The 12,856-nt window shown below is 45.2% G+C and carries 9 protein-coding genes; 8 read left to right on the top strand and 1 reads right to left on the bottom strand.

All coding sequences use genetic code 11. From position 1 onward, the window contains the following. Positions 1-155: 155 nt before the first annotated feature. The 5 genes from AC6EJC_RS09315 to AC6EJC_RS09295 all read left to right on the top strand — a co-directional run bounded on the left by AC6EJC_RS09315 (position 156) and on the right by AC6EJC_RS09295 (position 7,042). Entirely contained in the window at positions 156-1,187 is a 1,032-nt protein-coding gene (locus AC6EJC_RS09315) for an FUSC family protein (RefSeq protein ID WP_444953730.1), read from the top strand. Between the two features lie 356 nt (positions 1,188-1,543). Continuing rightward, on the top strand, positions 1,544-3,922 hold the full coding sequence (gene helD / locus AC6EJC_RS09310; RefSeq protein ID WP_444953729.1) for an RNA polymerase recycling motor HelD: 2,379 nt from the start codon (positions 1,544-1,546) through the stop codon (positions 3,920-3,922). A gap of 152 nt (positions 3,923-4,074) precedes the next feature. Further along, the gene (locus AC6EJC_RS09305) at positions 4,075-5,916 is read left to right on the top strand and encodes an adenine deaminase (RefSeq protein ID WP_444953728.1); all 1,842 of its coding nucleotides are present in this window, start codon (positions 4,075-4,077) and stop codon (positions 5,914-5,916) included. Positions 5,917-6,036: 120 nt separating this feature from the next. Beyond that, positions 6,037-6,618, top strand: a complete 582-nt coding sequence (locus tag AC6EJC_RS09300) for a Crp/Fnr family transcriptional regulator (protein WP_444953727.1) — start codon at positions 6,037-6,039, stop codon at positions 6,616-6,618. Positions 6,619-6,700: 82 nt separating this feature from the next. Next, a complete protein-coding gene (locus tag AC6EJC_RS09295) occupies positions 6,701-7,042 on the top strand; it encodes a darcynin family protein (RefSeq protein WP_444953726.1) in 342 nt (113 codons plus the stop codon). Positions 7,043-7,183: 141 nt separating this feature from the next. Here the strand turns inward: AC6EJC_RS09295 and AC6EJC_RS09290 are convergent, their stop codons facing one another. Further along, positions 7,184-8,032, bottom strand: coding sequence for a copper amine oxidase N-terminal domain-containing protein (locus AC6EJC_RS09290; protein WP_444953725.1), 849 nt, complete (start codon positions 8,030-8,032; stop codon positions 7,184-7,186). A 228-nt stretch (positions 8,033-8,260) separates the two neighbouring features. Between AC6EJC_RS09290 and AC6EJC_RS09285 the strand changes: the two genes are divergently transcribed. The 3 genes from AC6EJC_RS09285 to AC6EJC_RS09275 all read left to right on the top strand — a co-directional run bounded on the left by AC6EJC_RS09285 (position 8,261) and on the right by AC6EJC_RS09275 (position 12,728). Then, positions 8,261-9,535, top strand: coding sequence for an ABC transporter substrate-binding protein (locus tag AC6EJC_RS09285; RefSeq protein WP_444953724.1), 1,275 nt, complete (start codon positions 8,261-8,263; stop codon positions 9,533-9,535). Between the two features lie 33 nt (positions 9,536-9,568). Further along, positions 9,569-11,272 carry a methyl-accepting chemotaxis protein gene (locus AC6EJC_RS09280; protein ID WP_444953723.1) on the top strand — a complete coding sequence of 568 codons (1,704 nt, stop codon included), beginning with the start codon at positions 9,569-9,571 and terminating at the stop codon, positions 11,270-11,272. 619 nt (positions 11,273-11,891) lie between these two features. Next, entirely contained in the window at positions 11,892-12,728 is an 837-nt protein-coding gene (locus tag AC6EJC_RS09275; RefSeq protein WP_444953722.1) for a TolB family protein, read from the top strand. Positions 12,729-12,856 lie beyond the last annotated feature (128 nt).

Below are 12,856 nucleotides of genomic sequence, written 5' to 3'. Positions count from 1 at the left end.
ATTTAATTCTGTTGATATGTATTTTAGCAGGAACTGTACATTTCATAAATATTCCTTATCTCCGATTGTTTTGGGTAATAATAAGGAATGGACTTTACATTGAAATTTCATTATAGTAATTCGGTATGAATAAATTTGAAGGGTAAGCAGGAGGGATGGCTTTGGCTTTTGGAGCACGGGTGTTAAAAACGGGAATCGCGGTGACGCTCGCCCTTTTTCTGAGCACGCTTTTGAACACCCATTCGCCTGTGGGGGCAGCGATAGCCGCTATTTTTGCCATGCAACCGTCGATATATAGGTCGTGGCGTTATTTTCTGGATCAACTCCAAACTAGCACACTAGGTGCAGTCATGGCGTTGCTGGGCGGAATGGTATTTTCGAATGAGCCGATAGCGGTCGGATTGGTATGTGTATTGGTACTTATGATATGTCTGAAAATAAATATGGCTGATACGGTTGGATTGACACTCGTGACCGTTGTTTCTGTAATGGAAGCCTCAGGGGACTGGAAATTTGCGGTGACTCGATTTGCGCTCACTCTGATCGGGATTGTGTCTGCTTTTGTCATCAATATTACCGTTTTTCCCCCGAAACCGAAAAGGCAGTTTATCAATCAGATTCAAAATGTATTTAACAGCATGTCCTTGCTGCTGCGTACTGCCATTTCCGATGAGATTAAGGAGTCTGTCTTTAAAGAGGAAAAAGGAAATCTGGAGGGAGCCATTAAATCGCTGTCGGACAAATATCATTTGTTCGAGGAAGAGCAGAAGAAGCTCAAGCGCTCCAAGTTTAGTCAGACGAGACAAATGGTCGTATACAAACAGATGCTCGAAAGTTTGCACAAAGGATACGAGGTATTGGATGCGGTAGAAAGGCACTACTTCCAGTCTTTACGGCCAAAGGGAACAGATGCGTTTTTTGACGGTCATCTGGAGCTGCTGATTCGTTTCCACGAGCACGCTCTACTGAAATTCGAAAATAAACTAAAACCGAACGAGGACGAAAGTGAATTGTTCCAGCAGGCCAACGGCGAATTTATGAAGCATGCGATTACACGTTTTGACCATTGTCAGGAGGGAATGCTGCGGCTTTCCATTGTGGCTGCGGCGATGTACGACTATGGTCATCAGCTGGAGCGGTTGAGCAGACTGGCCGATCATATTCATCCTGTGGAAGAGAGTAGATAGGCGAATTTTGAATAAGAAAAAGCGACCGCATTCATCAATCAGATGGCCGGTCGCTTTTTTATGTAGTGAATTCAAGTACGTAAGAACAGGCTAAAAGAAGGTTACCAGAACGCACAAAAAAAGCCCGCTGGTTGCGAACAGGGACTGAACTTGCTACAATAGAGGATACTATGTTTATGGTAAAAACATATGTATAAGTTGTGAATTACACTTCTTGTCACATTATAGCATGCTTCAAAGGATTAGTCAATTTTCCCGGATCAGAGGGATGCCACGAGTATGCCCGGGTCCATAATAGAGCATAGTTTGTACGCAAGGGAGCCCTGCGTGGAGCAGGAGGAAACGGAACAGGAGCGATGCCAGTGACTACTGAGCAGCAATGGAATGAGGAACAACGAAGAGTAGAAGATGTGACCGCAGTGATTAGCGGGCGTATTCGGAAGCTGGAGACAGAGGTTGGTTCTGTGCGCGGAGATGTCGTCGATATGCGTAAAGACTTCTGGGATGAGGTAACGATCAATTTCAGTGAGGCGGATGATGTGGGCGAGACGTCCACCAGTTTGCGTCAGCAGTCTGAGATTTTGTCGGAGCGGGAGCGCAGACACAAGCATTCAACTGAGGCGTTAGGTCGTTTGAAAAAGCTGCTTGACTCACCGTATTTTGCACGTATTGATTTTGCTGAGAAAGGGCAGACCGCGGAGCGTATTTATCTGGGGATCGCCTCCCTGCTGGATAATCAGGATGAGGAATTTCTGATTTATGACTGGCGCGCGCCTATTTCCAATCTTTATTACGATAACATGCCGGGTCCTGCTTCTTATAAGACGCCAGCAGGAGAGATGGAAGGAGAACTGACGCTCAAGCGCCAATTCTCGATCCGTGATGGACAGATCCGTTTTATGTTCGATACAGGGGTGACGATTGGAGACGAACTCCTTCAAGCGGTATTGAGCCGGAGTTCGGATGCTCAAATGAAAAGTATTGTCGCTACCATCCAAAGGGAGCAGAATCGCATTATCCGTGATGATCGAAGCCGGATGCTCATTGTTCAGGGGGCGGCAGGAAGCGGCAAAACCTCTGCTGCGCTTCAGAGAGTAGCGTATTTGCTGTATAAGTACCGGGACCGCTTACGAGCGGATCAGGTCGTGTTATTTTCGCCTAACCCGATGTTCAACAGTTATGTTTCGACAGTATTACCTGAATTGGGTGAAGAAAATATGCTTCAGGCCACTTTTCAGGAATATTTGGAGCGGCGTTTGGGCCGGGAGTTCCAGTTAGAAGATCCCTTTGAGCAACTGGAATATGTGCTTTCAGCGTCGTCACAGCCTGGGTATGAAGCTAGGATCGAAGGTATCCGCTTTAAGTCGTCCAAGACGTTCTTACATGTGATTACAGGCTACAAGGCGTATTTGGAACAGGATGGGATGCGTTTTAAACCCGTCCGCTTTCAGGGGCGCGAGGTGGTTTCAGTAGAGCAAATGGCACGCAAGTTTTATGAATTTGACTCTGCTGTGCGGCTGGCGAACCGATTGGAACTGCTGCGGGAATGGATGCTCAAAGAGCTGGCCCGCTTCGGTAAGGAAGAATGCTCCGCCCCATGGGTGGATCAGCAGATGGATCTGATGGAGCCGGAGGATTATCAGCGTGCATATAACCGCATGCGCCGCAAATCCAAGAATAAGGGCGATACCTTCGACGATTTTACGCGTGAAAGAGAAATATTGGCGCGTATGGTGGTCAGTGACCGCTTAAAGCCCCTGCGCAAATGGATTAAAGCGCTTCGCTTCGTGGATACGACCCGGCTCTACAGCGAGCTGTTTATGAACGAGACGCTGTTGAGCCAACTGGCAAATCATGCAGAGCTGCCCGTCAGTTGGAGTGAAATTAGTCGGCAAACCCTGGAACGAATTCAGGCTGGGGAATTAGCGTATGAGGATGTGACGCCGTTTTTATATTTGCGTGAGCTGATGCTGGGCTTCCGTTCCAATAGCAACATCCGTCATGTGTTTATTGATGAGGCACAGGACTATTCACCATTCCAGCTGGCTTTCTTCAAACGTTTATTTCCACAGGCTAAAATGACGGCACTGGGCGATTTTAATCAGGCCATCTATGCCCATGCTTCGGTGCTTCAGGATGCAGAACCATTGTATGATCTGTATGGAGCAGAACAGACCGAGATGATTTCCCTGACACGCAGCTATCGCTCAACACAGGAGATTGTGGAGTTTACCCGGGGAATGGTAGCAGGGGGAGAGCATATTGTTCCCTTTAACCGTAAGGGGGAAAAGCCTCTTGTAACCGAGGTGCACTCGCGTGAAAAGCTGCATCAACGGATTGCCGGGAATGTCACAGAATTGCTGGCAGAAGGCTATGAATCCATCGCGGTAATCTGTAAAAATGCTGGCGAAAGCGCGGCAGCCTACGAAGCACTGGAAGGACAACTGCCAGTGAAACCAAAATTAATTAAGAAAACAACCCCTGCTTTTGAAAAGGGGATTCATATCATTCCGGCCTACCTGGCGAAAGGCGTGGAGTTCGATGCGGTCCTGATTTATGACGGATCAGCGAAACAATACCAGCGTGAGAGTGAGCGTAAGTTGTTCTACACCGCTTGTACGCGAGCGATGCATTTGCTGCATATTTATAGCATAGGGGAGATTACGCCATTCGTGAGTTCACAGGAATCGGATACGTATACCCGTAAAGTGGAAGAAAGTGATCGTGTTCTATAGGGAGAACGTTGGCAATCAGCTAGGGATAAATGCCATAGGAACCCGTGTGATGCTTGAATAGATGTAGGTTGACTGGCATTATTGAGCGTATTCCAGTAACATAAGCAATTAAGCAAAACAGGTAAGAAGCATAAACGGAGGTTACAAACGTAATGGACATGAATAGTGTATTTCAGCGCCCGCCGCTGGCGGACTGTGTACCCGAGCTGGTAGCTACAGCTAGAGGGGAGCGCAAGGCATCGCTGGTGATCCGCGGAGGAACGCTGGTCAATGTGGTATCGGGCGAATTGTTACCGGGAATGTCTATTGCTGTGCAAGGTTCTCGTATCGCATACGTCGGTAGGGACGTCAGCCATACGATTGGAGAAGACACCATAATCATTGAAGCGGAAGGCCGCTATATGGCACCGGGATTACTGGACGGACATTGTCACATCGAAAGTACGCAGCTGACCGTAACTGAGTTCGCTAAGGCTGTACTGCCGCTGGGAGTGACGGGCGGTTTTTTTGACCCGCATGAAATTTCTAATGTACTTGGTCTAAAAGGGCTTCGTTTAATGTTGGACGAAGCCCGCACGACACCGCTGGCTGCTTACATGCAAGTGGCTTCTTGCGTGCCGTCCACAGGTCCGGAGCTGGAAACGACGGGTGCCTCCTTCGGCCCGGCGGAAGTGGCAGAGGCGTTAAGCTGGGGCCCGGATATGATCGGGCTGGGCGAAGTCATGAATTTCCCTGGTGTCGTCTATGGAGACGATGTGATGATTGGGGAAATTCAGGCCACGCTGCGCGCCGGCAAGGTGGCGGACGGCCATTTTACATGGGCCTCCGATGATTGGCGGCTGCCGATCTATGCAGCCGCGGGAATTACGGGCGACCACGAATGTGTCACGCCCGAGGATGTAGCCGAGCGTATCCGGCTCGGCATGTATGCCAAGATGCGGCAAGGCTCCGCATGGCATGATGTGGCCGAGACGATCCGGGCCAGCACGGAAATGGGTCTCGACACTCGCCGCATGATGCTGGTAACGGATGACCGCAGCGCGGAATCCTTGCTCCATGAAGGGCAAATGGACTTCGTCGTGCGTCATGCTATTGCACAGGGCGTCAAGCCCGTAACCGCGTTTCAGATGGCTACGCTGAACACGGCAGAGCGCTTCGGCGTGGCACGGGACATCGGCTCGATCATTCCGGGTGCGATTGCCGACATAATTTTGCTCGATGGCCGATTGGCCGAAGTGAATGTGACGGCTACCATCGCAGCGGGCCAGCTGGTGGCCGAGCACGGTCAAATGGTCGCCGATTGGGACGGCTTCGTTTATCCTGCAGAAGTGATGGACACGGTCCATCTGGGACGAGAGCTGACTGCTGCAGATTTCCGCATTGCGGCTCCAGTACAGGAGGGGAATGTACCTGTGCGGGTGATTCGTGTCACAGAAAATCACGTGGACACGAAGGAAGTGCGGATGACCGTTCCGGTCCGTGATGGAGAAGTCACGGCAGATCCTGCGCAGGATTTGTGCAAAATAGCCGTTTTTGAGCGCCATCATGCCAGTGGCACCCACGCGGTGGCACTTGTGACAGGCGTCGGCTTCACGGAGCCGGCCGCGATTGCCATGACCGTAGCGCATGATAGCCACAACCTGCTCGTCATTGGTAATGATGAAGAACTCATGACCCAGGCGGCGAAGCAGGCCGTTGCGCTGCGTGGTGGCGTGGTGGTCGTATCCGCCTCGGGTGAGACGCGCTTCCCGCTGCCTATCGCCGGGCTGATGTCCCCGGCTCCGTTTGCAGAGGTGGCTGCGCAGTCCGAGAGTATCAGCCGGGCACTTCAGCAATCCGGCTGCATGCTGAACAACGCGCTGATGACACTGTCGCTGCTCGCACTGGTAGTTATCCCTGAAATCCGCTTGTCGGATCAGGGACTTGTCGTGATCGGAGCGGATGGCATCCGCAAGGTATCTCTCTTCGTGGAAGAGGATGCTGCGGAAGCCTGATAGAACACGTCGCTGGGGGTTGTCCTGCAGGTCTGCCAAGACCTGAGGGATAGCCCCTGTTTTCTTATATCAAAAAGGTATCTTCGATTCCTTTATAAATATTCGAGGAGCGGTGAGCAGATGCATTCATACTATCGTTCATTAGAAAAAATGGCTCATCAAGCCTCGATTATAGGGCAGGATTGGAACAGGTTTGTAGAACGAACCCGTGTGAGGCATGTGCAGCAGGGAACGGTTCTCATTGAAACGGGTGAGCCTGTGAAACATGCCTATTTTTGTTCAGAGGGATTGTTCCGTTTATTTTATACATTAGCAGATGGCAGAGAATATAATGTTGGTTTTTCGCCAGAAGATGATTACGTAACCTCTTATGGGGCTATGATCCAAGGAGAACCATCCACTTTTTCGATTGAGGCAATGGAAGATTCGGTTGTCATTGAAATTCCATATCACGTATTGAAGGAGCTTATGGATACAAGCCATATGTGGGAAAGATTTGTCCGTAAAAGTGTAGAAAGACTTTATATTCGAAAAGAGGAGCGGGAGCGCGAATTATTGTATCTTTCCGCTAAGGAGCGTTATCATGCTTTTCTTCTCAAATACCCCGGATTGGACAAACGAGTTGCCCAATATCATATAGCTTCGTACATAGGTGTCTCCCCTGTATCACTTAGTCGTTTGCTGCGTAGCGATCCGCATTAACCTATGTTAATGCGAATTTGTAGACAAGCAGCGTACAATAACGATAAATCCATTCAAGCTTCAAAAAAAGGGAGATAGCCATATGCGTTATATGATGATTGTATTATTGGAATTCTACCCTTCCTGGTTGGCTTTGCCTCGGGAAGAACGTCGAAAACATGCGGGGGCCTTGCAGGCGAGCATTCAAAAATATAGCGAACATGTTCAGGTTCGTTTTTTTGATGCAGAAGCGCTGCCTGGAAAGGACTACACCGATTTCGTCGTATGCAAAACGGAAGATATGAAGCAATATCACTATATGTGGGAAGAAATTCGTGACTCTGAGCCGTATACCAAGGGGTATATGAAGATTAAAGATGTATTGATGGGTATGGAAAATGCATTCCAGTCCTATGAGTCAGAAATACTACAAATGAAAAAATAACCGTCACTCCGCTTTCTATATAAAATGAAGAGTTCAGCTTATATACGATTAAAAAAGGCGAATTCCCATGCTGTTTATGTTCAGCTGGGAATTCGCCTTTTATCTTTTGGAGACGAAAAAGTGTAATAAGAAAAAATCACTTTATACAACTGTGTTACTTATAATCTTCAGAAAACCGTTCTTCCCAGCGGTATCCATTAACTGATTAATGGATTTTCTTGCGGTATCGTTAAACAAATACCACTCATCTTTCGATACGTCATGAATCAAAATCTCTGGATATTCTGTTGAAAGTTCAGATGGAACAGGACTAATTAAAGAATAAATATCAAAACGAACTAAGCTTTTCCCTTTTTGGTCTAAAAAATCATATTGTACATTTTTATAATAAGATCCAAGTATGTCAATAGTGAAGCTCCAAGAGTAGTTTGCAGGTGCTTCGACCTTTTCACCTATGTTTTTTGCAAAAATATTATAAATGGTTTCATTATATGCATTTCCATTAATTTTCTGAACTACGCCGCCCATAAACATATGGTATTCCTGTTGAAGTGCTTTTACTTGTACACCGTCTATGAACAATGGTTTAGTATCAACAGTCACTGCAAAGTTGCTGTAATTGACATTGCAGCCAAACGTCTCTGCAATAAAACGAAGTGGAACATATATGCGATTATTTTTCGTGTATGGTTTTACATCAAGCAGCATCTTTTTACCGTTCTTCTCCGCTGTACTACTGTTCTGTGTTAATTTTACTTTCATATTGTTTTTAGCGAGAATAACTTCGGAATTCGACCATTCGACGCTGGCCCCCAAGTTTTCACTCATAACACGTAGAGGTACCATTGTACGTTTGTTCTTCATTTCTGGCTTCGCATCGGTTGCAATAGCAACACCGTCAACTTTGATTTGATTTTGTGCTGCATAAGTAGTGGATGATGAAATAAATAAAAAAATTGCAAGAAAAGCCCCAAAGAATGCTTTTTTCATAAATGATTGCTCCTTTTTTGGTTAAATTTGCTTCGCAGTAACTTTCCCCCATATTAAGACGCAACTGGATAAAAGTCGTTGCGCTGTCCGTTAACTTAACGTAACAACCAGTTTGTACTATTTAATTAATTTCTGGCATTTACCAACCAAAAACTTCTAATCTTCCTGGGGAATTATGTCGATAACATTCATAAAATTTATCAAAGTAAATCCTTAGGGGGAAAGTTAATGAGAATACAGCTAAAAGTTGCGATATCTCTAGTATGTTTAATGATGTTTATAGGTTGTTCAGCTTCACCAGTATCACAGCAGACGACCAAGATTACACTTTTGAATTCCAAAACTGAAATAAAAACTCAACTAGAGGAAGTAGCGAAACAATACAATCAAGAGCACTCTGGAGTATCTGTAGAGATTATAACCGCTCCTGAGGGGACGTCTGCATTTCAAAAGCTGATGTCGATGTACGGCTCAGGAAGTCCTGCTACCATGTCGATGCTTGACCCTGGGGATGCTCAGCAATTTCTGGATAAAGCCGTTGATTTAAGCAAAGAAAAGTGGGTAGCCGATACGATAGAAAATGGACTTGACGCCGTCAAGAAAAGTGATGCTGTGCTGGGGTTTCCATTTGCAGTGGAAGGCTACGGATTAATTTACAATAAGAAAGTGCTGGACAAAGCAACAGGGGGGTCTTTTGATGCTTCCTCGGTAAAAAGTAGAAGCAGCCTGAACTCATTAATGGCTAAGATTCAGAAGACGGGAGTAGCACCGGTCATGCTTTCACCAATGGACTGGTCTCTCGGCTCTCATCTTCTAGCTTTATCTTATTCTGTTCAGCCTGGGGGTTTTCCGGAGTTTGTTAAGGGTATGCAGAACAACTCCATCGATATGTCCCAAAATAGTGTAATGTCTGGATGGGTACAAACTTTAGACCTGCTCAAGGATAACAGCATCAATAAGAATTCGCCTTTGGACAGCACGTATGACGATGGAGCCAAAGCATTAGGAGAGGGAAAAGTGGGGCTTTGGTTTATGGGCAACTGGGCTTGGGCTGGGATTAAGAGCAATGATACAGCAAATGAGGAATACGGTTTTTTGCCCCTTCCGTTAAGCGATAATACGGATGACCCTAACAATGCTAAGATTACAGTCGGTGTAACAAAGTATATTTTCATTGACTCCACAGCTACCACACCTCAGGAGCAAGAGGAAGCAAAGAAGTTTCTGAACTGGCTGGTATACGACAAGTCCGGACAAGATTTTCTGGTAAACAAGGCTAATACGGTACCCGCGTTCAAAAATATTGATTTAGAGCCTGCCGATCCTTTGGGACGATCAATCAAGTCGTATATCTCGACCGGAAAGACACTGCCGTTTATGGCAACCCTTCCACCTGATCATGGGGGCATCACAGGAGCATCTATCCAAAGCTACATCAGTGGAAAGATAGATGAGGCTGAGCTGTTGCGCCAAATACGCATATACTGGAAAGCTCAGCAGTGATGACACGAGACCAGTCACGGGAGGAAGATAAAGATGTTTAAATTAACGTTAAAGAAAAAAATAATTAGTGCAGCGCTCATACTAGTTATCGTACTTTCCCTTTCAAGTGTTATAGGCGTCATTAAGATGTCGGAAATGGGTGAGGCTTCTGATAAGGTAAATAACAGGTCTTTACCCGCGGTTATTCTTCTTCAAGGTATGGATAAGCAGATTACAGAAATCGATAGACTCACCGTTCGATTGATACTTGAAGAGGATGCGGCTGTTCGCAGCACTTATCAAGAAGAACTAACCAAAGCTACAGCTTCAATGGATAAGAGTGTAAATGAATATCAAAGTTTAGCCTCTACGGCAGAGGAAAAAGAACTGTTCACTAACTTTTATGGTCAGTGGGCAATGTATCTTCGCCATCTAAAGGTGGTTTCCGCTGCCATGGAAGAAAACGACAAAGTGATGGCCTACATGATCATTCATGGAAATTCTTCTATTTATAAGGCAGCATTAGAAGATGTAAATAAACTGAAGCTACTTAATGAACAGTACGCCACTGATGCCGCTAATCAATCGAGTCAATCTTACCATTCAGGTAGACTTTTTATGATTTCTCTGACTATGATATGTACGATCCTTGGAATTATCGGTTCTTTTTTACTGGCTCAATCGTTCACTAAGCCCATATTAAAGATAGCGGAACAGATAAAGCTGGTAACGAGGGGGAACCTGCAAGTGGAACCCCTTAGGGTCCGATCAAAAGATGAGGTCGGGGAACTGGCATCCGATTTTAATGAAATGTGCGATGCACTGCGTAACCTTTTAAAGGAAGTTGTGGATAATTCCTTACTGGTTGCCTCTACGGCTGAACAGTTAACGGCCAGTGCGGAACAGACAAGCATCGCTACCGAGCAGATAGCTATAAGTGCCACTCAAGTCGCAGAGGGATCTCAGACACAGCTTGCAGATATAGCTGAAACGCTGAATTACACGGTAGACGTTTCTAAAAGTGTAGAGAACATAACCAATCGCTTTGTGAATGTGGCGAATCTCACAACCCAAGCACAAGAAAAAGCAAACAACGGGAAAACCCAAATGTCTTCCACTGTCTCCCAAATAAGAGATGTGCATACCAAGGTAACTCAATCTGCTGAAGTGGTAAATATTCTAGGCGAAAAGTCGGCGGAGATTAAACAGATCACAGCTATGATCAGTGATATAGCAGCCCGAACCAATTTGCTTTCACTAAATGCGAGTATAGAAGCTGCAAGAGCGGGAGAGCAGGGAAAAGGATTTGCGGTTGTTGCTTATGAAGTACGCAATCTGTCAGCACAAGCAAGTGAAGCAACGGGCAAGATTTCTTCTCTGGTCAACGAAATCACATTAAGAACAGACGAAGTTGTGATTTCAATGAATGAAGGTGTTCAATCTCTAAATGAAGGCATGATGCTTGTCGAAGGTGTCGGTAACGTTTTTTCTGAAATTGTCGGTGCCGTTGAAGAAGTGAGCGGTGAGGTGGACACTGCGGCTGTAGAAGCAAGGTCCGTAAATGAAGGAACCGTTTCTATGGTGGAATCGATGAAGAAAATTGCTGAAATCTCAGAACGTGCAGCAGATTCCACTCAAACAGTCGCAAGCGTAGTCGAGGAAACTACCGCATCCATGCAGGAAGTGTCTGCAGGTGCTAACATGCTTGCCAAGAGGGCGGAAGAGATGAATCAAACTGTGTCGGTATTCAAGATTTAAAATAAGCTTCAAATCAACTGGAGTTAAGAGCGGTAGCCTTGGATGAGAAAAACAAGTCCTAGACTGCCGCTGTTTTGTTCAACTCTCGTGTCGAAAATAATTACGTATACACTTACGTAAGCACTCAGGCGTTGCCTGACAAACCTTATGATTTGGACATCGGTGTCACCATTAGATTACGAATGAACTGATTCAGCTTTTTTGGCTGCTCTTTTCAGATCCTGCTTGCAGCGTTCCTCCAAATAGCGCTCCCCATTCTTCTTGTCTGCTGTCAGCGTAAAGCAGGAAATGATGGTGAACAAACCTTGCAATAGAACCCAGAATCAAATAAGTAATCGGGAAATTCAGAACTTCATACATATGTCCGACAATTGGCGAGAAAACGGAAACCACTAGGGAGCCCCAGATAAGCGAAGTTAAAAATACTAAGAGACCAATAGTTGCGTTTTTCCAAATTCATCATGTTCAAGCACCCCTTCAACAGATCCTGACATGGAATTATATATGGTAAAATATACAAAACAGATTATGTATTACTCTTTCGAACAGAGATGAAAAATGTGATGATTTTAAAAGAAGTCTAGAAATAGCGACACGCTATATTAATAAGGAGAGACTTATGAAATTTGTGAAGATATTGACTGTAGGAGCGATCATAGTATTGGCGATTTCGGGGTGCAGTGGTAAAGCTGAAACTCCAAGTTCAAATCAGCAACTGCCTCATAATGAAGCAACCATAGAAGCACCTAAAGCAACTGACACCAAGATGGATACTATAGATTATTCACAGTATTTTAATAACCAAGACAAATCTCGAGTTATAGTTTCGGGACAGCAGATCGTATGGAAAAATGAAGATGTAACTTTTACCGCAAAATTAGCCAAGGCTAAGGGGAGCGAAGCCGCTGAGAGCAATAAAGTTGTGGATTCCATGAAAATAAAAAGTAAGCGTGGAGAGCAAATCATTAAGCTCAACCCACGACCATTGAGAGTTAACTCACTTTCCTTATCCAAAAGCAACCAGGCAGCTCTTGATGTAAGCGATCATGAGGGTAGTAGACTTGTTCTAATTAATTTATCCGATGGGACTCAAACTATTTTAAATATGTTGAAGACGAATAGTTACGGAGCGGATAGTGAAAAAATTGATGCATATAACTGGTCACCTGATGGGAAAAAGATCGCATTTGGAATTGGTGACCTAGGTTCAAGCTATATTGCGGTATATGACTTAGAACGTAAGGTTTATACGAAACTGTCGGATAAGGATTTTATACTAATCCCCTCTATAGTTTGGCATGAAGATGGGAAAAGCTTTGATTTTGTGAGTAAAGGTAACGATTCTCCACAACCAGTATTATATACTTACTCGGCAACACAAAATTCTATTTTAAAGAAGGGTTTTTTATCTGAAATTGATGAAAAGAAACTATCTAAATTAACACCGAAATTTTGATTGTGCATAAAGAACGGCCGGCATTATTAAAACTAACATTGGTGTTTGGAATAATTAAAAATTTTTACGAGACCTATCGGGGGTGTGTAACTACATCTACCTCTTGTAAGAAATAAGTCCTAAGTGTA

The sequence above is a fragment of the Paenibacillus sp. TY11 genome, from assembly GCF_059772165.1.
This window is presented reverse-complemented; position numbering and strand designations above follow the sequence as displayed.

Coding starts and splice junctions, on each gene's coding strand:
- AC6EJC_RS09300 (WP_444953727.1), top strand. CDS start 6,037: ATGCATTCATACTATCGTTCATTAGAAAAAATGGCTCATCAAGCCTCG.
- AC6EJC_RS09280 (WP_444953723.1), top strand. CDS start 9,569: ATGTTTAAATTAACGTTAAAGAAAAAAATAATTAGTGCAGCGCTCATA.
- AC6EJC_RS09290 (WP_444953725.1), bottom strand. CDS start 8,032: ATGAAAAAAGCATTCTTTGGGGCTTTTCTTGCAATTTTTTTATTTATT.
- AC6EJC_RS09315 (WP_444953730.1), top strand. CDS start 156: ATGGCTTTGGCTTTTGGAGCACGGGTGTTAAAAACGGGAATCGCGGTG.
- AC6EJC_RS09295 (WP_444953726.1), top strand. CDS start 6,701: ATGCGTTATATGATGATTGTATTATTGGAATTCTACCCTTCCTGGTTG.
- AC6EJC_RS09275 (WP_444953722.1), top strand. CDS start 11,892: ATGAAATTTGTGAAGATATTGACTGTAGGAGCGATCATAGTATTGGCG.
- AC6EJC_RS09305 (WP_444953728.1), top strand. CDS start 4,075: ATGGACATGAATAGTGTATTTCAGCGCCCGCCGCTGGCGGACTGTGTA.
- helD (WP_444953729.1), top strand. CDS start 1,544: ATGCCAGTGACTACTGAGCAGCAATGGAATGAGGAACAACGAAGAGTA.
- AC6EJC_RS09285 (WP_444953724.1), top strand. CDS start 8,261: ATGAGAATACAGCTAAAAGTTGCGATATCTCTAGTATGTTTAATGATG.